We start from the raw sequence: 21,372 nt of genomic DNA, 5'->3' as shown, positions 1-21,372 counted from the left end.
ATTCCCCCAAGTGCCAAGGAGAGACACGATGAGTTCGATTCGCTTGACCCAATATAGCCACGGCGCGGGCTGTGGCTGCAAAATCGCCCCGGACGTGCTGGATGGCATTCTTGCCAAGGCGGGGCCAGCGGCGGGCCATAAGCGGCTTATCGTCGGCAATCAAGGACGCGAAGACGCGGCCGTCTACGATCTGGGCGATGGCCGCGGCATGATTGCCACCACGGATTTCTTTATGCCCATTGTCGACGACCCCTTCGATTTTGGGCGTATCGCGGCGACCAATGCCATCAGCGATGTATACGCCATGGGCGGCACGCCGGTGATGGCGTTAGGTATTCTCGGCTGGCCGCTGGATAAACTCAGCGCTGAAGTGGCGGGGGACGTAATGGCCGGCGCCCAGGCGGTGTGCCGCGAATTAGGCGTTGCCCTGGCGGGAGGTCATTCCATTGATGCGCCCGAGCCGATTTTCGGGCTCGCTGTAAATGGTTTAGTCGACCTGGATAAGCTCAAGCTAAACAGCACCGCCAAGGCCGGTGATTTACTGTTTTTAACCAAGCCGTTAGGTGTGGGTATGCTAACCACGGCAGAGAAACGTGGCTTGTTGGAAATGGGCCACCATGGTCTTGCTCGTGAAACCATGCTCAAGCCCAATAACATTGGTGTGAAGCTTGCCAATGTAAAAGGGGTGAACGCCATGACTGATGTCACTGGTTTTGGATTGGCGGGCCACCTTGCTGAAATGTGCCAAGCCAGTAACGTCATGGCCCAGATTGATTTCCGTAAGTTGCCTCGTCTGGCTGAGGCAGAGTCCTACCGCCGCCAAGGCGCCGTGCCTGGCGGTACACTGCGCAATCGTGATGCGCTGGGAGAGAGCCTGCCGGCCATGGATGATGCCCACTGGCAGTGGCTGTGTGATCCGCAAACCTCCGGTGGTTTACTGCTAAGCGTTGACCCTGCCTGGGAGGATGACGTTGAGCGTATTGGCCGCGAGTTCGGGCTTTCATTGCGCTCATTTGGCGTCATGAAGGCGCGCCAGGGTAAAGTCTCCGTTGAGGTGGTCGGGTGACATTGGCCACAAACCCAGCCACCACACCGGCGGTATTGAGTTTACTCAGAGAAGAGCGGCCACTAATAGATGTGCGTGCCCCGGTAGAGTTTGCCCAGGGCGCGCTGCCCGGTGCCGTCAATCTGCCCTTGATGGTCGATGACGAGCGTCATCAGGTGGGCATTGCTTATAAGAAGCATGGTCAAGCCGCGGCGATTGAGCTGGGCGAGCGTTTAGTCAGTGGCGAGGTCAAGCAGGCTCGGATCGCAGCGTGGCAGAGGTACTTAGCCAAATACCCAGATGCATTGATTTACTGCTTTCGCGGTGGACTGCGCTCGCAAATTGCGCAGCAGTGGCTGGCAGAAGTCGGTATCTCAAGGCCTCGGCTGGAGGGGGGCTGGAAAGCCATGCGCCAAGCGCTCTGTGCGCGTATTGATGCGGCAGCGCTCCAGCCGATGTTGGTGGTCGCGGGGCTGACCGGGTGTGCAAAAACAGCGCTGATTAATCAGCTCGATAACGGCGTCGATCTAGAGGCCTATGCGCACCACAAAGGCTCTGCCTTTGGGCGCAGGCCCGAAGAGCCTGCTACCCAAATCAACTTCGAGCATGCACTGGCCAAAAGGTTAATCGGGCTGACGGAAGGGCTGGTCATCGAAGATGAGTCCCGTCAGATTGGCAACGCCAATATTCCCTTGAGCTTCTGGCGGGCGCAGCAGCAAGCGCCGCGGGTGCGTATCGAAATGCCGCTGGATTGGCGCCTTGCTCAGATTCAGCAGGACTATATTATCGACCTGGAGCAGGCCTATACCGTTCGCCATGGTGCCTACCAAGGCTGGCAATTAATGCAGGCGCAGTTAAGTAATGCGCTTATCCGGCTAGGAAAGCGCTTGGGCAACGCGCGGCTTCAGCGCTTGCAGCGGCTGCAGGCGTTGGCTTTCAAAGAGCATACCCAAGGCAATCCCCAAGCCCATGAAGCCTGGCTCGCGCCGCTGCTCACCGAGTACTATGACCCGCTTTACCGGCACCACTTAGAGAAGCAGCGCGCCGCTGCGCCGCCAGAGATTCATGTGGGCGATTGGGACAGCTGCCTAGAGGCCGCCAGGCAGTGGAGCCACTGACGGCTTTATAGTTTGCTCTTGCTACGGTTACGCTGCTTTAAGCCACTGGGTCATCAGTCGGTCGAGCTGCGGCGCGAGATGAATAAAGCGGTTGGGGTCTGCTAATATTTGGCTCGCATCCTGAACATAGCGGGTAGCGGAAGGTGACGCACCGGGCCACTCGGCGGTGCCCAGCAGCTGTTTTACGCTAACCGCGGTGGCTTCCAGGTGGCACAGCAGGCCGATGACACGACCTCTGTCCCAGGCAAACCCTTGCAGCGGTGCTGCTTCGCTACCGCCTAGGGGCAGCGCATCGTCGGGTAAACTGAAGACATAGCGATGCCACATAAATGCGGTGAATGTTTCGGGTAAATCCAGCGAGCTCTCCGGCGCTAGGGTGACCGTATGCCAGCCTGTTTCAGTATAAGTGCCAGGTGCCACCACTGAGCCCAGCGCCTGGGCTATCCAATGGGCGCCTACGCCAATACCCAGCAGCGGTTTTTGGCCATCCAGATAGCGGTTGATGAGTTTATCTTCGGCTTTAAACCACGCCGGTGGTTGGCTGAGTAGCTCCTCTGGGCCATCCAGTATAATCAGTGCATCAGACTCATTTGGGCGGGGGGTTAGCTCGCCTGCGTAGAGATGAAAAACGGTGTAACTATGACCCATACTGGTTAGCCAATCGGTTAACCGGGCGGGGCCATGGTCAGGGCCGTGCTGTAGCAGATGAATATGCATGGTAATCTCCTCGCCGGCCGTACAATCATTAAAGCGCTGGGGAACCGCCCCAAGCGTAGAGAGACGATAACGTACCCGCTACTTTTCACCAATATCCCACGTCAAGCGATCCAGGAAATCAGTATGGTGTCTAAACCCCAGGGCTTTTACCAACGGTTACAAGAACTCCCGCTACCTGCCCAGCAAGCCTTTATGGCGGCGTTGTGTGAGCGTTTGCTGCCTAACTATATGCTTTATGAGCAAACCACCGGCCAGGGTGATAGCCATACGCTAGGTACCGTGCTGAGTTTGGTCTGGGAGCGGCTTAATGTGCCTAATGCCAGTATCGACTTTGCCCGCCAAGCGGAAAAGTTAGCCGAGTGTGAGCCGCCGGAAGAGGATGATAGCTTTGGTGCCCGGCGCGCCCTGGATGCAGTGGTGTCGGTCTCAGCGCTGCTGGACACCCTGCAAGGCGACTCCCCAGAGGCCGTGCTGGATGTGAGTCGCACCTCCCGAGCGGGCGTACGCGCCTTTATAGAACTCACTGAAGGCGAGGTGGACGCGCAGAAGCTAGCGCTGATTATTCGCGACCATCCGTTGATGGACGACGAAAACGATTTTCAGGATGCCGTCTTGGAAGCCGTCAGCGAACCGCTGGATAAGGCGTCGCTGAAAGAGGTGCGTGAATTAGGTCGCAATGGTGGCATCAGCAATCTGGGTTTATCGCTAGACGACGCTGAGGAGTAGCGACTAAAAGCGGCTCTTCGCCATTCGGTATGGAATTATTTCTGACAGTCTGACAGTCTGCCAGTTGACCTGTGGGAGGTAGCTTAAGCTCGCGACCGTTTAGGCTGTCAAACTGATAATGGCACCCGTGGGAGGGAGCTTCAGCTCGCGATTGCTTATGCTTCCAATCCGATAATACCGAAGTGCCTACGGCGCCCTTCGTCGAAGTGTCGAACCATCGCTGAAGCGCCCTCCCACAACAGATAGTTGGCTTAGTGGTTACAGTCAGAATTATGAGACTCAAAATGGTCGATTAATATTAAATCCACATTAGATGACGAATAACCCTAAAAGCGCACTCCTGCGGTTATCATCATGCCTGCAGCGCCGAAAATGATCAGGTCTGATTCAAACTGACCCCATTGTATGCCGAGACTAGGCAGAGCTGCCGGGGCGATTTCCAAGTGATTAAGCGGGATTTTGTCGCGATACTCACCCTGGTAGCCGCGCAAGAGTCCACCGGTTAGTTTGGCGCGCACGTTTATCCCCTGATCGGTTTGCCAAAGAGGGAACTCCCGCCCTGCATAGAAGTACCAAGAGGGTTGATCAAAAGAGTTTTTGAACCAAGCCCCGCCCGCTAACCAGTGATTCGGATTATGCAGTTCAATGCTAACCAGGTCTTGCTGGTTAGTGTGTTCCGGCTCGGGGCTGAAGTGGCGGGTATAAAGACTGGTTTGCACCAGGGTATGATCCCACTCCAACGACGGAGGCCAATCAGAGAACGCTGTAGCAGGCATGCTGAATAGCATGCCTGCTAGCCATCCCCACCATGGGTGTGAATGAAACATTCGAAGTTCCTGGTCGATAAAGGGCATTTAAAGCCGCATTTCGATACCGCGTTCGGCCATATAGCGCTTAGCTTCAGGAATGGTGTACTCGCCAAAATGGAAAATACTGGCGGCCAGCACCGCATCGGCACCACCTTTGAGGACGCCATCCACCAGGTGATCCAGGTTGCCCACACCGCCTGAGGCGATCACTGGAACGCTCACCGCTTCGGAAATCGCGTGGGTTACGCCCAGGTCAAAGCCAATCTTGGTGCCGTCGCGATCCATGCTGGTGAGCAGTAGCTCGCCCGCCCCGAACTCAACCATCTTCTTCGCCCACTCAACGGCATCCAGGCCCGTTGGGCGACGGCCGCCGTGGGTGAAAATCTCCCAACGGGGCGTTTCACCCTCTTTGGAAACCCGTTTAGCGTCAATCGCCACCACAATGCACTGGCTACCAAAACGCTCGGCGGCTTCGCGCACAAACTCTGGGTTAGTGACCGCTGCGGTATTGATCGAGACCTTGTCTGCTCCGGCGTTCAGCATGGTGCGAATGTCGTCACAGCTGCGAATGCCGCCGCCGACGGTCAGCGGAATAAACACTTCGCCAGCAATGCGCTCGACCATCTCTACCGTGGTGTCGCGGTCTTCGTGGCTAGCGGTAATGTCGAGAAAGGTGATTTCATCGGCGCCCTGCTGGTTATAGCGCTGGGCAATCTCCACCGGATCACCGGCATCGCGAATGCCGACAAAATTAACGCCTTTGACTACGCGCCCGGCGTCTACGTCCAGGCAGGGGATAATGCGCTTGGTAAGGCTCATGAACCGCCCCCCGTCAGTTGGTCGCTCAGCCGCTGAGCTTCGGCAACATCCAAGCTACCTTCGTAAATTGCCCGACCGGTAATAGCGCCCAGGATACCGCTGTTAGCAACCTTGCAGAGTGCTTTGATGTCGTCCAGGTTGGTCACACCACCGGAGGCAATCACCGGCAAACCGCCTTCGCGAGCAAGCGCAGCGGTGGCTTCGACGTTGACGCCTTGCATCATGCCGTCGCGGGCAATGTCGGTATAGACGATGCTAGAGACACCGTCGTTGGCGAAACGCTTGGCCAGCTCAGTGGCTTTTACCGTGGAGACTTCGGCCCAGCCATCGGTGGCGACATAGCCATCTTTGGCATCAAGTCCAACGATCACATGGCCGGGAAAAGCGCGGCACATCTCGCCCACAAAAGCGGGCTCTTTCACTGCTTTGGTGCCGATAATGACGTACGAGACACCGGCGCTTAAGTAGTGCTCGATGGTTTCCGCACTGCGAATGCCGCCACCGATTTGAATCGGCAGGTTGGGGTAGGCTCGGGCGATAGCGGTGACAGCGTCACCGTTCACCGGTTTGCCTTCAAAGGCGCCGTTCAAATCCACCAGGTGCAGGCGACGGGCGCCAGCTTCTACCCAGCGCGCCGCCATGGCCACCGGATCATCGCCGTAAGAAGTTGCGTCTTCCATGCGACCCTGCTTCAACCGGACACACTGGCCGTCTTTGAGATCAATAGCGGGAATTACCAACATACAAAATCCTCTCAGGGCGTCCAGGTAACAAAGTTTTCAAGCAGGCGAAGGCCCGCACGGGAGCTTTTTTCCGGGTGAAACTGCACCGCGAAGGTCGCGTCACGGCCAATGGCAACGTGGGCGCTTACCTTGCCGTATTGGGTCGTACCAAATATTTGTGCATCTTCATCGGCATTAACGTAGTAGCTATGCACGAAGTAAAAGTGTTCGCGATTATCAATACCTGCCCAGAGAGGGTGTTCATGGTGCTGCTCTACCACGTTCCAGCCCATGTGCGGTACTTTCAAGCGCTGCTCGTGGGCGTCGCGCATATCGCCAGGAAAACGATCTACACTGCCTTTAAAGAAACCCAGGCACTCTACGCCGCCATTCTCTTCGCTGCGCTCCAGTAGCATCTGCTGGCCCACGCAGATACCCAGCAGCGGTTTAGCCTGGCGGGTTAAGATATCCTCTACCAACCCGCGTAACTCGGTGCGCTCGAGTTCGCCAACGCAGTCGCGAATGGCCCCTTGGCCAGGCAGCACTAAACGCGTTGCGCCGAGTATACGGCGCGGGTCGCGGGTAATGACGACATTCTCATGGGTCACATGCTCCAGCGCTTTGGCTACAGAATGAAGATTGCCCATTCCATAGTCGATTACAGCAATGGTCATGAAGCGCTCCTTGTGGAGGTAGACAAAAAGAGGCGAGCGGCATAGCCGGTCATACAGCCCGTCATGTAGCGCAGCATTACAAGCTCCCTTTGGTGGAAGGCATTTGGCCTGCCATACGCGGATCTTCCATCACGGCCATGCGGAGTGCTCTGCCAAAGGCCTTGAAGATCGTTTCCGCCTGATGGTGAGCATTAAAGCCTTTGATGTTGTCGATATGCAGCGTCACGCGGGCGTGATTGACAAAGCCCTGGAAAAACTCCCAGAACAACTGAGTGTCCAGGCTACCGATAGTGTCGCGGGTGAATTCAACATTCATAAACAGGCCAGGTCGACCAGAAAAGTCGATCACTACCCGGGAGAGTGCTTCATCAAGAGGAACATAGGCGTGACCATAACGGTAAATGCCGCGCTTATCGCCAATTGCTTCAAAAAAAGCTTGGCCTAGCGTAATACCCAGGTCTTCTACGGTATGGTGGTCGTCAATATGCAGGTCGCCAGTGGCGTTGATGTCGAGATCGATCATCCCGTGGCGAGCAACTTGATCAAGCATATGATCCAGGAACGGAACGCCGGTTTGGCAGCTAAGACGGCCTTCGCCGTCGAGATTGACGCTGACCTTGATCTGCGTTTCGTTGGTGTCACGGCTAACCGTGGCAATACGCGCTGACATGTTGCATCTCCTGCGCTGAAGCGCACTCTGAGGGACGGCTGGTGGCGATCATCAACTTACCACTGATTTGATCAGCCTGTGGCGAAGCGACCATTATAGTGAATCGGCGCCCTCATCCGCTACAATGCGCGAAATGTAGCCGCAATCAATTGCGGCAGAAATAGCAGCCAGGCTGCTTTGGCGAAGAGGATTTCACCATGCCGGTGACACTGCACCATGTCGACCAGGCCCGTTGGGAAGCCGATGAGCAGGTGCGCCTTGATCTTATGCGCATCTACCAGGATGCGCCCCAAGAGCGTATGCCCACCCCAACGGTTGAGCCATTTATTGAGCAACATTTTGCAGGCCAGCACTTTTTTGCCTGCGCACTCTTCAACGATCGGCTGCTGGGGGCCGTCGCCGTTCAGGAGGGCGCAGACCGGGCGTGGTGGCTGTCTGAGCTCTGCGTGCGCAAAACCACCCGTCGCCGTGGCGTCGGTTCGCGCTTGATGGCACTGCTTGGCGAGCAAGCCAAGCAGGAAGGCCGCGTCCTGCGCATTGAAACGTCCACTTTACCACTGGCCGACCGTGTGCTGCTCTCCAAGCTAGGTTACCGGCCAATGGCCAATCCAGAAACGCCGGCAGCGGGTATGCCCGCCACCAGTGATTTTGTTGAGTTAGACCCACAAGGGAAAGGGTAATGAAACAGCTATTACGTATCTTGCTGGCAGCGGTCGGCATTCTCGCCATCGTTGCGGTCGCCGCCGTGGTCTATGTGACCACCTTTCTGGATCCAGAAGACTTTAAGCCCCGATTAACTGCTGTCGTGGAAGAGCAAACGGGACTCAACTTGGCGTTGGAAGGCCCGATTACCTGGTCATTCTACCCGCGTATCGGTGTCAGTGTAGAGAAAGCCCGCGCCTGGTTGCCCGAGCAGACTGAAGAGAGTGCCGCCTTTGCCGCTATTGACCGCGCCGAGGTAAGCGTCGCATTCGGCCCGCTACTGCGTGGAGAAATAGCCGTTGACGGCCTAACCTTGGACGGTATGCGCCTTAACTTAGAGCGTGATGAACAGGGTGAGGGTAACTGGGAACCCTTGTTAGAGCGCCTCTCTGAGCACAATGAAAGCGCCGCTGAAACGGTGCTGGCGCCCGCCAGTGCTGGCCCAAATGCGGACGCCGGTAGCTTGGCTGTGGTGTTGAGTATTGCCAGCGTTGAAGTGAAAAACGCCGACATTCGCTTCCGCGATGCGCAAACCCAAGCACTGTGGCGTATGCAGCAACTGAATATCTCGGGTAGCAACGTTAACCCGCTGCGCGCCTTTCCGCTGAAGGCTATGTTCACACTGACCAAACATAACCGGCTCGATGCCGAGGTATTGGAGCGTGCCCCTGATCTGACCAGCGATATCAATCTCGAAACTCGCGTGCGGCTTGGGTTGGCAGATAAGCTTTTCGCTCTGGAAAATATGGCGCTGAGCACTCGAACCTCCAAGGGTACAGAGAGCGAGCCACAGCAGCTGAGCTTGAAGGCGACCGAACTGGTTGCCCGCATGGGTGAGCAGCAGCTCACTATTAAAGAGGGACTGCTTGAGACGGGTCTGCGCAATGCGGATAACTGGCAGGGCAGCTTGGCGTTGGCGCTCGCCTTTGGTCTGGAGAGCGATTGGCAGGCGCAAACGGCGCAGTTGAAAGACTTGCAGCTCACCGGGCCGGATGGTCTAAGGGTGAGTGGGCACCTTAACATTGAGCAGTTGCGCGATGCCCCCCGTTATCGTGGTCAGCTAACCGCTGCCCCCTTTACGCTACGCCCCTGGCTTGCCCGTGCTGGCGTTACCCTCACCACCGCGGGCGAGGCTGCGCTCAGCGATGTGGCCATGACCAGCCCTATCGAAGGTGATGCCGAGCAACTCTCTTTGCCTAGCCTCTCGTTGGTAGTCGACGACAGCACCTTTACCGGCGAGCTAACGGCGGCGCTGAATGGCTCAAGCCTGGCGTTCGATTTAGCCGGTGACCAACTAGACCTTGATCGCTATCTTCCCGGTGAGGCCACCGCCAAACAGGCGAGTCGCGGCTTGCTACGTAAAGCCTTTGCTCAGGAAAACAACACATTAGTGCCGCAATCGTTGCTCAGTGGGCTGGCGCTAGAGGGCGACCTGAGCGTGGATACGCTTATTTTTGCGGGCCTGACCTTCAACAATCCGCGCTTGCAACTGCGTGGCGACGACGGCGCTCATCGGCTAACGGCGTTTGAGTCAGGCTTCTACGAGGGTGAGCTCAGCGCTACCGGCCAGGTTGATGCTACGGATTCCATCCTTGAGTGGGCGCTATCGCCGACTATTAACAACGTTCAGGTGGCGCCGTTGATTGAAGCGATCAGCGAAAAAGAAGAGGCATCACCACTGCGCGGCCGCTTTAATTTAACCGGAGATGTCACCAGTCAGGGCAATACTCGTGAAGCACTCATCGGCAACCTCAATGGCGCGCTTAATGCTCGTCTAAACGAAGGCGCCATTTTAAATACCAATATCTCCAAGCAGATGTGCGAACTGGTTGCTCAGTTAGAGGGGCAGGGCACTTTGCGGGATTGGCACACCGATACGCGCTTTGAGCGTTTTGATGCTACCTTCCAAATTAGCAACGGCTTAGTGGAGAGTGATGACCTGCTGATCACCCTGCCCGGCATCGATGTGCGTGGAGAGGGTGAGTTGGATCTCGCCAGCTTGAACTTTGATACTCGTGCTAATGCTCGCTTGGTCGACACCGCCGACGCGGCCTGTGAAGTTAATCCGCGCCTGGAACAACTGCCGCTGCCCGTACGCTGTGAAGGTAATCTTGGCGATGAACGCACCGAGTGGTGCCGGTACGACCGTGAGATGTTCCAAACCGCTGTGGTTGACCTGCTGCGCAATGAAGCGGGGGATCGTGTTAATGAAGAGCTGGAGGAGCGCCTAGGCGACTCTTTAGATGAGTTAGATGAACGCCTTGGCGAAGGCGCTGCTCAAGAGCTTCGCGATGGCCTACGCGGTCTGTTCAACTGAGCATTGATGCAGGATGTAAAGTGACGCATTTCTAGAAACAGTAAGTGCTGCGCCGGCCTAAACGCCGGCGCTTTTTTATTGGTTGCTGTTTCATATACCCATTTCTGTTTAAGGAGCGTGCATGGCAGATATGCCCGCGCCGCGGCTAGCGGCAAGCGAATTCCAACAGCGCCTACTGGACTGGTTCGACCGCTACGGCCGTCACGACTTGCCGTGGCAGTCGCCGCGAAGCGCCTACCGGGTGTGGGTGTCGGAAATCATGCTGCAGCAAACCCAGGTCGCCACCGTTATAGGCTATTTTGAGCGTTTTATGGCGCGCTTTCCTACCCTGGAGAGTCTCGCCAAGGCCCCACAGGATGAAGTGCTGCACCTCTGGACGGGCCTTGGCTACTACGCTCGTGCGCGCAACTTGCATAAAGCCGCCCAGGTTGCGTGGGAGGAACACAATGGCGAGCTGCCGACGGAAAGTATCGACACGTTAGTGGCTTTGCCTGGTATTGGTCGCTCCACCGCTGGCGCTATCCTTGCGCAAAGTACAGGGCAGCGGGCGGCTATTTTAGATGGCAATGTAAAGCGCTCACTCACTCGCCTGCATGCGCTGCCCGGCTGGCCGGGCAAGCCTGATGTGGAGAGAAAGCTGTGGGCGCTGGCGGAGTACTACACTCCAGCCGAGCGCCTAGCGGATTACACCCAGGCAATGATGGATTTTGGTGCCACGCTATGTAAACGCAGTAAACCAGACTGCCTGAGCTGCCCATTTAACGATGTCTGTTTGGCCTACGCCCAAGGCGAGCCAAAGCGCTACCCGGAATCCAAACCTAAAAAGGCGCTGCCCACACGACAAACGATCATGCTGATGCTGCGTGACCCAGAAGGCCGGATATGGCTGGAGAAACGCCCTCCCAGCGGTCTGTGGGGCGGGTTATGGAGTTTGCCGCAGTTTGAGAAGCACAGCGAACTCAACGACTGGCTTGAAGACAACGCCGTTAACCCTAAGCGGGGAACTACGGCGCCTAGCTTTTACCACACCTTCAGTCATTTTCGCTTAGAGATTACCCCGCAGCCGGTGAGCTGCGATAGGCTGGGCGGTGTTCGCGAAAGCGGCGTATGGTACGACGTTAACCATCCGCCCGAACTGGGCCTTGCTGCCCCCGTTAAAGCGCTGCTCAGCCAGCTAACGCCCTTTAGCCTCAATCCAACACCAGGGCACGCCTAAGCGTTTGCTAACTGATTGGATGAGATCATTGAATGAAGACGCAGAACCAGGAGCACGTTATGAGCAATACCGTTTTTTGCCGCAAATACCAAAAAGAGTTGGAAGCTTTGCCGTTCCCACCTTTGCCGGGTAAGCAGGGGCAGGAGATTCAGGCCACCGTTTCCAAGCCCGCCTGGGAAGCCTGGCAGGCGTTGCAAACCCGCCTGATCAATGAGAAACACCTCAACATGCTCGACCCTGAATCCCGTGCGTACCTAATGGATCAGATGCAGCGCTTCCTGGATAACCAGGAAACCGACCAAGCCGAAGGCTATGTACCGCCGACACAGGCATGAAACCAGGGAATGTTCGTGCTGAGTGGCGAGTGTTGTGACTGAGCAGTGGACTTGTAAACACTCGCTATAGGTAGGTTTATGCAGGAGGCCAAGCTAGCGGTGGCGTAGGAAAAAAGCCCCCTAAGCATCGGTATCGAAAGAAAGTTTCACAAAGGTGTTGACGAAAGGCGGCGTTTTTAGTTTAATACGCACCGTTGGCAGCGGCCAGATAGCTCAGTTGGTAGAGCAGGGGATTGAAAATCCCCGTGTCGGCGGTTCGATTCCGTCTCTGGCCACCACACTGCTGGGGTATCGCCAAGTGGTAAGGCACCGCTTTTTGGTAGCGGCATTCCCAGGTTCGAATCCTGGTACCCCAGCCATTGCCAACAAGATTTCTTGTTGATTGTAGAGCCTAACAGCGAAGCAATCATGTTCTCAAGAAAACGTGAAGCGCCGACATAGCTCAGTTGGTAGAGCAACTGACTTGTAATCAGTAGGTCCCGGGTTCGACTCCTGGTGTCGGCACCATCAAAAGATGGTTAAAAGCAAAGCGTTAGAGAATTTAAAAGGCCACCTTTCTAGGTGGCCTTTTTCGTTTACGTAGAACTCTACATAGATCTTTTATTTTTTTTAGTCTTCGCCAGGGTGATAAACCAGCGGCACGCTTAGGTCGTAGGTGTCCATCATCGATGCCGAGCGGTGGCCGCTGGCTTCCTGTTTTTCGTGGCGGGTGCCTTTGGTGTCGGTTATGCCTCGGCGCTTTAAGTCATGCAGGCCGAAGCGCTGTTCTGCTGTAATCACTCCCTCTTCAATCGCCATTTTCATTAACCGCTGCCAAGCGGTGTCTAGGCTGGATTTGCGCAGTTCGCCGCCATCGGCTGCGACTATCAGCGGGCGGCTTTCAGGGTGCATGGGTACTGGTGTTCCCTTGGCCTTCCAGATTCCCGCGCGGCGCTCGGTGGCGGCTGTCCATGCGGCGGATAAGCGTGGGTACCAGCGAACGACATTATCGCGGGAGCCTTTGCGGCGGTTGGTCATTACGCCGTCGGCCGTGCTGTTGGCATCGCTGAGCGTTATCACTTCGATGCCTCGCAATCGGCATATATAAGCCAACTCCATGACTATCCAAAGGTAAGGCGCGCAGGCGCCTTTCTCGCCGCGCGTTCTCTTACCGCGCGCCTGGGCAAATTCTGTTAGTTGGGCAATCGTGGTTAGCTCGGGTAAGCGGCGCTGTTTGCGCTCTTTGGCTGACTCAACGCCCTGGGCTGGGTTGCTATCGCAGTAACCGCGGTTAATACCCCAGCGGAACAGGCGCCGTAGGTAGCGCAATAAGTGATTGGCTTTTGACGGCGTCCCCTCGGCGGCGATCTTGTCGACTAATCGCTGCACCAGTGCAGGCGAAAACTGCGCCGTGGGTAGGTCACCCAACGGCTTATTTAATTTGGTCGGCATTTCTAGCAGGGCGGCGCGGCAGTATTCGTAATCTTGCTGGGTTTTTATTGCCAGCTCTTTTAACTGTGCGGATTCGTGAAACTGCCTGGCCAGGTAACGCAGTGTGCGGCGGTCTATGCCGCTGCGCTGTTCCATTATTCGGTGGAGTTCTGACAGCGTTGCATCGTCACCCGCGATGCGCTCAGTTTTAAGCTTGCCCGCTTCGTCGCGATACTGGACATACCACCGACCACGGCCGCGCTTGTCGTAATAAACTCCGTTCGGGAGCTTTGATTGGTTGATGTGCGCGGGTATGTCGGGGCTGTGTTTTCGCGGGCGTGTCTTCATAGTATGTCGCTAGGGCTTAGCTCTTTTCCCGGGGCGGTTTCGATGCCGCCCGCCTTGTTGATTAAGTCGATGGTAGTCCATGGGCCACGTCGACCATTAAACACGGTTACCCCTTGCTCGCGCAGGCAGCGGGCCGCGTCGGCGGGCCGCTGGTAACCGGTGATTGCTTTCAGCTCATCTGAGTTTATTACGTTTTGTAGGCTCATGGCTTGTTCCTTGTCCGCCAGCGGTTGAAGCGGTTGCGGATCATGCGAAACGTTTGGCACGCGGCCGGGTTGCTATCCAGCTCTGCGCGGCTGGTGATTTTGCAAGCAGCGACCAGCCAATCGCGTGCATCTTCGGCGGTGTGTGTGCCGTCGGGTAACTGGCTTTCGTTTAGTTGGTGCTTATACCGGCGGCGACGATCTAGGTAGAGCTGGAACGCTTTATCTTGGCAAAGCATCGCGGCTTGGCGGGCGTAGGCGCCGCCTTTTGGTGTGTTCTCCATTACCTACTCCTTTCGGTTTTCGCTAGATGCTCAAAATCAGCTATTAGGGCTTTCAATTTTGTCGTATCGCCCGCTTCCTTCATGATTCCTAGATCTCTGATTTCCACTAGCATCGCGAACAGGGGGGCACCAAATCCCTGAGTGAAAGGCTTTTCCATCAGTATATTGAATGCCTTCGCTGCATCTTCTATCGCGTCCGCGCTACCCCATTGAAACGCCACGCGCGTTGCCTCAGTAATTGTTACCGTTGATGCCTCGCTATCATTTGGTGGCGGTGTTCTCGACGGCGGGGTGTGGTTATGTTTTGTATCTCTCATGCTGCAGCCTCACTCTTCACTAAGCAGGGCGAATGCTGCCGCTGCCACTCGCGGAACTTGTCCATTTCCAAGGGCTTTAATTCTGTCCACCCGATTGGCCACCCCATTAGCCACTCGACCCACGTCGGGTTCAGTTGGCCACCCTGGCCACCTTCTGGTGCCACAGCCGTATTCAGCCGCACTTGCTGTCCCTTTTCCTTTCTCTCCTGAAGCGATTGATTGCTCCATTTTTGCGCGTCCGAGGCATTCGGTGTCGGCCACTTTTTTACTGCTGTAGCCAAGCCGTCGCCGCTTTTCTTCGTCAGACCCTTCCTGTTGTTGTTCCCGCATACTGTCGGAGTGGGCCACAATCCAAAGCCTTTTCCTTTCGTGCTCTGCACCAAGGTCGGCAGCTGATATGCATCCCCATTTATCGCCATACCCCAGCTTGGCCAGGTCTCCGAGAACTCGCCCAAGCCCCCGAGAAGTGAGTGCTGGGCTGTTTTCCACGAACACGTATCGGGGTTGAACTTCGCGAATGATCCTAACCATTTGCCCCCAGAGCCCCGAACGCTCGCCCTCGATGCCGATACCTTTTCCAGCAGCGGATATGTCCTGACACGGGAACCCGCCAGAAACGACGTCAACAAGGCCTCGCCATGGCTTTCCGTCAAAACTGCACACGTCAGACCAAATAGGGAAAGGCGCGAGGGCTCGATCGTTCTGTCGTTGCGCCAAAACTTGTGCTGCGTAGGCATCACGCTCAACGGCGCAGACGGTACGCCACCCGAGCAGGTGGCCGCCGAGTATTCCGCCACCAGCGCCTGCGAAAAGAGCCAGCTCATTCACTGATACCCCCTTCGGCTTGACGGCGTAGTTTGTCGCCAGCATTCCAGCACTGGTTAGCCGCGATTGGCTGATCAAACGCTTCAAGCTTTTCTGACATATCGAAAAGTGCTTCGGCTTTAATGAGTGCAGCGCGCTTGATCATATCGATGGTTTCTATATCGACTTTCATGTTCACTAAAAACAAACAACCTGCAGTGTGCTTTTTAAATTCTGGCTTCAATTTGCGCACCGTCTCTTCGTCTATATCGCCGGTCATCTTCACAACCACATAGCGGTTTTTCAGGTCAGCCGGTAAGGCTTCGAGTTTCGCGCTGATGAGCGCTCCTAATAACTCCCTATGGGCGGCGTTCTGCTGGCTCAATAATGCGTCGCGACTTTCCAATTGAGCCACTTTACTTACAGCTTTTTCCCTTAACTCTATTTGCACTTTTTCGGCTGCGCGGTACTGGTCACGCTCTTTGGTCAGTAGCTCGATTTGCCGGGCGGCTTCTTCGGGGTTCTCGCGAACCCAATTTGGATCAATGGCCATGCTTCCCCCTAAAACTCGAAACGTTGCGCAATGCCCTTGGCGCTGGGCTTTGCTTCGGTGCGGATCTCGATCACTTCTCGGATCTCGATGATCTCTACCCGCGGCTTAATGTGGCTCGCGGCGCTTATGCCTAGCTGGAAGGCGCTGCCCACGCAAAAGGCCAGAACCGTAAACTTGATGACGTAGCGCCAATCTTTGGGTATTGGGTTATGCATTGTTAGCACCTTCCCGGCTGGCCACTTCATCCCATACCGCGCTTACCTTCTCGCGGGTTACGTGGGTGAATTTTTGCTTCCACTGCTCAAACACGGCGCTGCGGTTTTCGACCGGGGAGAGCAGCATTTGCAGTGCTACGAATTTCACCTGACATTCCTTCGCCCATTCGAACCACTCGGGCGGGTAGCCGTTGAGGCCGCCCAGCTTGCGGCCGTCTGGCCATTGCGTTGGTCTTTGCATTGCGGTCTCCCTATTCACACAGCCCGTAAACTGACGAGCATTGGCTGGGTTCTGTTGAGGCGATTAGATCGAACTGGCGCCCCCCACGGGTGGTACGTGACCAGCTCACGACCTGGTCAATACCGTGCTTTTCTAAGCTGACGTCGGTTTCACCTCTCGCCGCCCAAAAAGTCGCGCATCCTCTTTTGGCGGCTTCCCTGACCAGGGCTTCCCATTCAGCGACGCGCTCAATTTCTTCGGGAAAACGAAGGGCGATTTCACGTACTTCGCCTTTTCTTGCGTTGATGCATGGCATGCACCCAACGCGGCTCATGCCCTGCTTATAAAGTGGGTTTGGCTCAATGCCGTGGCGTTCATGCATTTCGAAAACATCGGCCACTTTCCAATCGATCAAGGGCCGGTAAGCAATAACGCCCATGTCTAGCATTTCAGTCATGGGCATTTCTGCACGATCCGGAGACTCCTCGGCGCGAACCCCTTGCCATGAAATAACCTTGTGGCCTGCTTTCAGTAGTGGCATTTCAACTTGCTGCTGAATGGGTAGCAATTTCAGATGGCCAGTACAAAATTTCGCTTTAGTAGATGGGAAACGGCCTTTCAGCATCGCAAGGTCTAAGAAGGGAATACCGGTTGTTTTTTCTAGCGCCTTCATGCCCCGCTCGCGAATCCCTTCCGGCCATTTCTCAGCAATAAAAGCCCGCTTGCGCTTAAAGTCGGCTGTGAAATCGGCCTTCACCCACCGGATGCTTATACCCAGCGCCTTTTCTAGATATGCGATGTATTCGTATGTCTGAGGGTTCTCATGCCCGGTGTCAGCAAACACAGGCAGCAAATTCGGCATGCCGCGTTCAATAGCTAGCAAAAGCATTGCGGTGGAGTCTTTACCGCCCGAAACACTGGTTACATTCCAAAAAGCCATTTTCAATTCCTTATCTTTTCCGTTAGCCCAGCTCGGGCGGGAAGAATTCTTCCTGCTCGCTATACGGTGATGGGGGGGCGGATGCGAAAAGTTGCCGGGCGGCTTCGCGCCCTTTTTTGGCGTCTTCGTACTCCGCTTCGCGGTCTGCCTTATAAAAATCGGAGCTCTGCCACGCTTTGAAGCGTTCGAGCTGGGCTTTTAGCTCCGCTGGTGAAGGCTCTCGGGGCTGAATATCTGGCCCCTGCGTACAGTTAGTGACACGAGTCCAAGGGCTTTCGGCTTCGCCTACAGCCTGAAAATCAACCCCAAAACCCGCGCCTTTCGCGCGTACTTGCCACTTATAAACGCGGGTCATGTACTCGCTAGAAAAGCCAGGGCGGCCGGTGGCCACTAGGCCGAACGTCACCTTCTGCTCTTCGCCGTAGCGGCCTTTGGCGACCATGGCCTCGCTGCCGTAATACTCGCCGGTCGCGTGGCTGAAGGTTTCGATGTTCGCGCCCATGTTCATCTTGGTTTCGACCCAAGGCTTTATCGGCTGGTCTTTGCGCTTGGTCATCGGGCCGCCCATGAGGCGTAGAAACTGATCCCATTGGCCTGCGTTGGCAGCTTTGCGGATTTGAGCGAAGCGCATCGCGGCACAGGGGTGGGGATTTGTAGCGGCTTCCCAATCTTTCAGCATGGCGTCTTGCTTTTCGGTGAGGCGGCGCACTTCACGCCAGACCGTGACCGATGGCAGGCCTAAAAACTGAAACTGGCGGATGCCCCACACGCTGGCCCATGCCTCGATCCGCGGCGCGCTGGTTTTCATTTCACGGCCGTACTTGTCCATTTCCATGAACTGTTCGCCGTTAATGTTTTTGCTGATGTACTTGGCGACGTAACCGGCGGCGGTGCCTTGCTCATAGTCGATACGCTTGGCGTCAAAGCGGGCAGTGGTTTTACCCCAGCGGTTGAACAGCTCTTCGTGGTGCGCCTCTTCTGCGTACTCGCGAAGGGTGCCGGTGACCGCGCCCTCATCTTCGGGCTTCATCCAAATAAGCAAATGCCAGTGGGGCGTTCCATCGTGATGGGGCTCTACGACGCGGATGCCATAAATGCCGATGTCATCGCGGGCCAACTTCGCGCGGATCTTCGCCCACAAGCCTTGCAAATACTGCTGAGTCTCGCGGGGCGTGGCGCCTTTGTACTTCGGGTTTCTAAAGCAGTTACTAGCGACCACTGGGTGATACTTTGACGGCGCGGTCATTGTGTAAAACATACCCACGTGACCGTGGCGCCGCGCTTCGGCTTCGGTGTCGCTAATGCGCAGCATGAGTTCTGCTCGCCGGTGGTCGGGGTTGGCCAATCCCAACTCTGCCAGCTCTGCGAGCGTGTAGGTTTGGCCCTCTTGATTGATGGCCTCTAACGTTTCAAGCAAAGCGTGATTACGGAATACCTGAGAACGGCGGCGCTCGACGGTAAAGTCGCTGCAGTAAATACCCGCACGCATATGTACCCGGTGGGCTTCGCGCATCACCTGCTCTACGGTGCGCCCACATAGGCGGCGCAATTTACGACGCCACACGCTAGGGCAGCTCAGCTTGGCCAACTGCGTTTTAGCCGGTAGCTTTTCGCTGGGCGGCGCGATCCCATGCATTGCGCAGCGGTGACGGCCTTGCTCAATAGCAGCGGCGCGCACCACGGAAATGCACAGTGGCCGCATGTAGTGCCACTGCTGAAAGCGGAAATTGCCGATAAAGGGTGGCGGCGTGAATTGATTACGCGCCCGGGCACAAGCGTCTTGATAGTCGCGGAATTGCTCAGACAGCGGCTTGCCTTTCACGGCCACCATCTTCGGCTTGGGCGGTGGGAAGATGCCCAACCGCTGCAGCCGGTTTGCCTTGGCAATATCGCCTATCAAGAGGCTCGCGTTTTTGTCGATGGCCGCCGCTTGGGCCTGGGCGTAATTGACCAGTGCATCATCGTCGTGGGTGGCGTTTAGGCTGCCAATGATCAGGCGCTTTTCGACGCTTTCGATCCACTCGCTAGCCGCGTGCAGGCCTTCAATCGTGGTGGAACCCCGATTTACCAGGGCATTCATGGCCCGTGTTAGCGCTGAACGAATGGGCAGGAAACGACCGAGGATGAACGACGGCTCGATCAGCCCTTGCGTGTTGCGGCGTAACCAGCGGTTTCCTGCTGCGTTGCCGTGCTGCTTGGCCACGTAGACGAAACCTGCGGCGAGCTGATCGGCCCAGGTGGGGAACTTGTCGAAGTATTGCTGCCGCCATTCGGCGCAGCCCATGCTATTACGGGTGCCGGGTGCGCCGTATTTGCGGGATTGCTCGATTGCAGTCATCACCGTGCAACACCCTGGGTCTGAATCGGGATACACAATTGAACAGCACCGATGTCGACCTGATAGTCATCTAACACGCCGTCGATCTGGGTTAGCTGGCAACCGAGCTTTTCCACCTCTTGCCTCAACTCTTCGGCGGCCATTCTGCAGCCCTCTCTTTCCAAATGACCGACGAGGCTTTCAAGTCGCTCATGGGCGATATAGAGAGCTGACATGGTGTGGTTAGCGCTCACGCGACACCCCCTTCGATCATCGATAGCCAGTGGTGGGCAGCTTGGGCGTTGCCTTCCTTCAATGCGGCGATTGCGTGGCTTGCTAGCTCGCGGCTTGGGTGAGGGCGGTTGCCGTGTAGGCGGCCTTTTAGCTGGGTCGCGTAATTGCTCATCCGGTGGATGGCACCGCGTAGGGATTCACGTTCGCGCTTGTTGAGCTGGCTGATTTGTAGTGTTGAGTCTTGCCGCAGGTCGGCTGACTTGAGCAGCATGCGGCGCTCAGCGTGGGGCAGCTCTGCCCATAGCTCGACCAAGTCGAGATCATACGAGCGCTTGTGCAGCTCGGCGCGGAGTTCGCCGAAGCCCGCGCGGTCGGTTTGAACGCGCGGCGGTGCTTGGCGGGCGGGTAGTGGAGTGACATTAGCCATGGGCATCACCTCAATGGTCGGCTGTTTGAAGCACAACAGGGCGGCGGGTATCGGCATCGACCACCTGGGCGAGGCCTGCGTCGCGGGCTTGCTGGATCATGCGATCCAAGTCGCGAGCGGTGAGCATCACCGGCTTTCCGCTGGCATCGCGGAAGATGACGGCGTGTGACGTCGTGGCGTCTACGTCGATGCGGGCGGAGAGGTTGACGCTATCGAGGTCGGCGAAGGCTTGAATGGCGGCGACTTCGGCGGTGTTCTCGCTGATGCCGTAGTCGTTGACCAGGGTGCCGATGGTGATCCGCAGCGCTTCGACGCGGCTATCCCAGCGGTTTTGCCACAGTATTTCGGTAGCGAGATCGAAGGGGGCTTTCGCGGCTTTAATCGGTGTGACGTTCATCGTTTCGGTTCCTTCTTTTTGGCTTGGCTGTCGATACCCAGGCGCATCTGCCCTTGGTCTTCCAGCCTTACTTGTCGCTTCAACCACGGCGAAAACTTGATGTTGATATCCGGATTCGGCTTGTAGCTAGGGGCGAGCGTTTCGATAACCCCCAATCCAGACTTGCAGCGGAACCCACATTCAAATTCGTTTGCGCAGTGCAGATACAACTCGGTGTAAGTAGGAAGATGCGCCTTCGAAGTTCGCACCCTCATATGTCCACCGCAGTGTGGGCAGGCAAACCGGAGCCGACTCAGCTCATGCACCGGTACGCCTTCTGTCCACGCTTCAATTTCCTGCTCTTCTGGTTCGCTTTTTCTAGTCACTTGGCCCTCTCTTCACTTCGTAAAGGGCTCGGCCCCGCCCGGTCATCCGGTTTCCATTGACCCGGATGCTCCGCGATAGCAGGAACTCCATGGCGGCTTCGTCGGATTCAAGCCCGTGGCTTTCGCGAACCTGCCTGAGCGTGGCTTCAAGCTCAGGATCCATCGTTATGTCTGTTCGCCTATCTCTGGTGGGCATGCGTCACCTTTTCGGGGGTGGAACAGGGGTTGAAGAAGGGGCGGCATTACCCGGCACGGTCGCCCATACTTTTTTCGTGCAAGTCGCCAAGGCCTACCAGCTCGCGGGCTTGTCTCATGATCATTTCCCGCATGAGCGCTGCTTTGCTAATGCCTTGAAGGTTTGCGTGAGCCGTAATCACGGCGTCTTCGTACTCATCCAGGTAAACGCTTTTCTTGGTACGGAGGCGCTTAGTGTCCTGATACATGAGGGCTTTCCTTATGCAGTTCGTG

At 56.4% G+C, this 21,372-nt stretch carries 29 protein-coding genes and 3 tRNA genes; 10 read left to right on the top strand and 22 right to left on the bottom strand.

The window, feature by feature from the left end; genetic code table 11:
- The first annotated feature begins 28 nt into the window (after positions 1 to 28).
- Both selD and mnmH read left to right on the top strand, forming a co-directional pair.
- Positions 29 to 1,066, top strand: coding sequence for a selenide, water dikinase SelD (gene selD, locus SR894_RS17135; protein ID WP_223288914.1), 1,038 nt, complete (start codon positions 29 to 31; stop codon positions 1,064 to 1,066).
- On the top strand, positions 1,063 to 2,163 hold the full coding sequence (mnmH, locus tag SR894_RS17130; protein WP_223288915.1) for a tRNA 2-selenouridine(34) synthase MnmH: 1,101 nt from the start codon (positions 1,063 to 1,065) through the stop codon (positions 2,161 to 2,163). The genes selD and mnmH overlap by 4 nt, the downstream gene beginning before the upstream one ends.
- A 27-nt stretch (positions 2,164 to 2,190) precedes the next feature.
- Here the strand turns inward: mnmH and SR894_RS17125 are convergent, their stop codons facing one another.
- Positions 2,191 to 2,880, bottom strand: coding sequence for a type 1 glutamine amidotransferase (locus SR894_RS17125; protein ID WP_223288916.1), 690 nt, complete (start codon positions 2,878 to 2,880; stop codon positions 2,191 to 2,193).
- A gap of 123 nt (positions 2,881 to 3,003) precedes the next feature.
- Here SR894_RS17125 and SR894_RS17120 point away from each other — a divergent pair, with 123 nt between their 5' ends.
- Positions 3,004 to 3,606, top strand: coding sequence for a YjaG family protein (locus SR894_RS17120; RefSeq protein WP_223288917.1), 603 nt, complete (start codon positions 3,004 to 3,006; stop codon positions 3,604 to 3,606).
- A 326-nt stretch (positions 3,607 to 3,932) separates the two neighbouring features.
- Here SR894_RS17120 and SR894_RS17115 read toward each other — a convergent pair whose 3' ends face one another.
- The 5 genes from SR894_RS17115 to hisB form a co-directional block, all read right to left on the bottom strand.
- A complete protein-coding gene (locus SR894_RS17115) occupies positions 3,933 to 4,433 on the bottom strand; it encodes a hypothetical protein (protein ID WP_223288918.1) in 501 nt (166 codons plus the stop codon).
- A 27-nt stretch (positions 4,434 to 4,460) separates the two neighbouring features.
- Complete coding sequence (gene hisF / locus SR894_RS17110; protein ID WP_008957631.1) at positions 4,461 to 5,234, bottom strand: imidazole glycerol phosphate synthase subunit HisF; 774 nt, start codon at positions 5,232 to 5,234, stop codon at positions 4,461 to 4,463.
- Positions 5,231 to 5,977 (bottom strand): 1-(5-phosphoribosyl)-5-[(5-phosphoribosylamino)methylideneamino]imidazole-4-carboxamide isomerase, encoded by a 747-nt coding sequence (hisA, locus tag SR894_RS17105; protein ID WP_223288919.1) that lies wholly within the window; start codon positions 5,975 to 5,977, stop codon positions 5,231 to 5,233. Before hisA ends, hisF begins: the two co-directional genes overlap by 4 nt.
- An 11-nt stretch (positions 5,978 to 5,988) precedes the next feature.
- On the bottom strand, positions 5,989 to 6,630 hold the full coding sequence (hisH, locus tag SR894_RS17100; protein ID WP_223288920.1) for an imidazole glycerol phosphate synthase subunit HisH: 642 nt from the start codon (positions 6,628 to 6,630) through the stop codon (positions 5,989 to 5,991).
- 76 nt (positions 6,631 to 6,706) lie between these two features.
- Entirely contained in the window at positions 6,707 to 7,300 is a 594-nt protein-coding gene (gene hisB / locus SR894_RS17095) for an imidazoleglycerol-phosphate dehydratase HisB (RefSeq protein WP_009288591.1), read from the bottom strand.
- A 197-nt stretch (positions 7,301 to 7,497) separates the two neighbouring features.
- Here hisB and SR894_RS17090 point away from each other — a divergent pair, with 197 nt between their 5' ends.
- The 7 genes from SR894_RS17090 (at position 7,498) to SR894_RS17060 (ending at position 12,377) form a co-directional block, all read left to right on the top strand.
- Positions 7,498 to 7,980, top strand: coding sequence for a GNAT family N-acetyltransferase (locus SR894_RS17090; protein WP_009288590.1), 483 nt, complete (start codon positions 7,498 to 7,500; stop codon positions 7,978 to 7,980).
- On the top strand, positions 7,980 to 10,319 hold the full coding sequence (locus SR894_RS17085) for an AsmA family protein (RefSeq protein ID WP_223288921.1): 2,340 nt from the start codon (positions 7,980 to 7,982) through the stop codon (positions 10,317 to 10,319). The genes SR894_RS17090 and SR894_RS17085 overlap by 1 nt, the downstream gene beginning before the upstream one ends.
- Positions 10,320 to 10,440: 121 nt before the next feature.
- The gene (gene mutY / locus SR894_RS17080) at positions 10,441 to 11,535 is read left to right on the top strand and encodes an A/G-specific adenine glycosylase (protein ID WP_133732053.1); all 1,095 of its coding nucleotides are present in this window, start codon (positions 10,441 to 10,443) and stop codon (positions 11,533 to 11,535) included.
- 59 nt (positions 11,536 to 11,594) lie between these two features.
- A complete protein-coding gene (locus SR894_RS17075; protein WP_223288922.1) occupies positions 11,595 to 11,870 on the top strand; it encodes an oxidative damage protection protein in 276 nt (91 codons plus the stop codon).
- A gap of 202 nt (positions 11,871 to 12,072) precedes the next feature.
- Positions 12,073 to 12,148, top strand: a tRNA-Phe gene (locus SR894_RS17070).
- 6 nt (positions 12,149 to 12,154) lie between these two features.
- Positions 12,155 to 12,229 (top strand) — tRNA-Gln (locus SR894_RS17065).
- Positions 12,230 to 12,301: 72 nt separating this feature from the next.
- Positions 12,302 to 12,377: transfer RNA gene (locus tag SR894_RS17060), tRNA-Thr, on the top strand.
- A 102-nt stretch (positions 12,378 to 12,479) separates the two neighbouring features.
- On the opposite strand, the gene SR894_RS17055 is transcribed toward SR894_RS17060, so the two are convergent.
- Genes SR894_RS17055 through SR894_RS16980 form a run of 16 tightly spaced genes read right to left on the bottom strand, consistent with a single transcriptional unit; the run spans position 12,480 to position 21,347 of the window.
- Entirely contained in the window at positions 12,480 to 13,628 is a 1,149-nt protein-coding gene (locus SR894_RS17055; RefSeq protein ID WP_246638275.1) for a site-specific integrase, read from the bottom strand.
- Positions 13,625 to 13,834, bottom strand: a complete 210-nt coding sequence (locus tag SR894_RS17050) for a hypothetical protein (RefSeq protein WP_064234037.1) — start codon at positions 13,832 to 13,834, stop codon at positions 13,625 to 13,627. The genes SR894_RS17055 and SR894_RS17050 overlap by 4 nt, the downstream gene beginning before the upstream one ends.
- Positions 13,831 to 14,115, bottom strand: a complete 285-nt coding sequence (locus SR894_RS17045; RefSeq protein WP_223288923.1) for a hypothetical protein — start codon at positions 14,113 to 14,115, stop codon at positions 13,831 to 13,833. The genes SR894_RS17050 and SR894_RS17045 overlap by 4 nt, the downstream gene beginning before the upstream one ends.
- Positions 14,115 to 14,432, bottom strand: a complete 318-nt coding sequence (locus SR894_RS17040; protein WP_223288924.1) for a hypothetical protein — start codon at positions 14,430 to 14,432, stop codon at positions 14,115 to 14,117. Before SR894_RS17040 ends, SR894_RS17045 begins: the two co-directional genes overlap by 1 nt.
- Before the next feature lie 9 nt (positions 14,433 to 14,441).
- Positions 14,442 to 15,302, bottom strand: coding sequence for a DNA cytosine methyltransferase (locus SR894_RS17035; RefSeq protein WP_422822666.1), 861 nt, complete (start codon positions 15,300 to 15,302; stop codon positions 14,442 to 14,444).
- On the bottom strand, positions 15,253 to 15,789 hold the full coding sequence (locus SR894_RS17030) for a hypothetical protein (protein WP_223288926.1): 537 nt from the start codon (positions 15,787 to 15,789) through the stop codon (positions 15,253 to 15,255). Before SR894_RS17030 ends, SR894_RS17035 begins: the two co-directional genes overlap by 50 nt.
- An 8-nt stretch (positions 15,790 to 15,797) precedes the next feature.
- Entirely contained in the window at positions 15,798 to 16,004 is a 207-nt protein-coding gene (locus SR894_RS17025) for a hypothetical protein (protein ID WP_223288927.1), read from the bottom strand.
- The gene (locus SR894_RS17020) at positions 15,997 to 16,245 is read right to left on the bottom strand and encodes a hypothetical protein (protein ID WP_223288928.1); all 249 of its coding nucleotides are present in this window, start codon (positions 16,243 to 16,245) and stop codon (positions 15,997 to 15,999) included. The genes SR894_RS17025 and SR894_RS17020 overlap by 8 nt, the downstream gene beginning before the upstream one ends.
- Positions 16,246 to 16,255: 10 nt before the next feature.
- Positions 16,256 to 17,164, bottom strand: a complete 909-nt coding sequence (locus SR894_RS17015) for a phosphoadenosine phosphosulfate reductase domain-containing protein (protein WP_223288929.1) — start codon at positions 17,162 to 17,164, stop codon at positions 16,256 to 16,258.
- Between the two features lie 22 nt (positions 17,165 to 17,186).
- Complete coding sequence (locus SR894_RS17010; RefSeq protein ID WP_246638280.1) at positions 17,187 to 19,502, bottom strand: replication endonuclease; 2,316 nt, start codon at positions 19,500 to 19,502, stop codon at positions 17,187 to 17,189.
- Positions 19,502 to 19,735 carry a hypothetical protein gene (locus SR894_RS17005; RefSeq protein WP_223288931.1) on the bottom strand — a complete coding sequence of 78 codons (234 nt, stop codon included), beginning with the start codon at positions 19,733 to 19,735 and terminating at the stop codon, positions 19,502 to 19,504. The genes SR894_RS17010 and SR894_RS17005 overlap by 1 nt, the downstream gene beginning before the upstream one ends.
- Positions 19,732 to 20,142 carry a hypothetical protein gene (locus SR894_RS17000; RefSeq protein ID WP_223288932.1) on the bottom strand — a complete coding sequence of 137 codons (411 nt, stop codon included), beginning with the start codon at positions 20,140 to 20,142 and terminating at the stop codon, positions 19,732 to 19,734. The genes SR894_RS17005 and SR894_RS17000 overlap by 4 nt, the downstream gene beginning before the upstream one ends.
- 10 nt (positions 20,143 to 20,152) lie before the next feature.
- Positions 20,153 to 20,539: a hypothetical protein gene (locus tag SR894_RS16995; RefSeq protein ID WP_223288933.1), complete on the bottom strand. Its 387-nt coding sequence runs from the start codon at positions 20,537 to 20,539 to the stop codon at positions 20,153 to 20,155.
- On the bottom strand, positions 20,536 to 20,904 hold the full coding sequence (locus tag SR894_RS16990) for an Ogr/Delta-like zinc finger protein (RefSeq protein ID WP_223288934.1): 369 nt from the start codon (positions 20,902 to 20,904) through the stop codon (positions 20,536 to 20,538). The genes SR894_RS16995 and SR894_RS16990 overlap by 4 nt, the downstream gene beginning before the upstream one ends.
- On the bottom strand, positions 20,897 to 21,100 hold the full coding sequence (locus SR894_RS16985) for a hypothetical protein (RefSeq protein WP_223288935.1): 204 nt from the start codon (positions 21,098 to 21,100) through the stop codon (positions 20,897 to 20,899). The genes SR894_RS16990 and SR894_RS16985 overlap by 8 nt, the downstream gene beginning before the upstream one ends.
- A gap of 46 nt (positions 21,101 to 21,146) precedes the next feature.
- Complete coding sequence (locus SR894_RS16980) at positions 21,147 to 21,347, bottom strand: ribbon-helix-helix protein, CopG family (RefSeq protein ID WP_125746381.1); 201 nt, start codon at positions 21,345 to 21,347, stop codon at positions 21,147 to 21,149.
- Positions 21,348 to 21,372 lie beyond the last annotated feature (25 nt).

It is taken from the genome of Vreelandella neptunia (assembly GCF_034479615.1).
Classification (GTDB): Bacteria; Pseudomonadota; Gammaproteobacteria; order Pseudomonadales; family Halomonadaceae; genus Vreelandella; species Vreelandella neptunia.
Note: the sequence above shows the minus strand (reverse complement) of the source record. Positions and strands in the feature narration are given on the sequence as shown.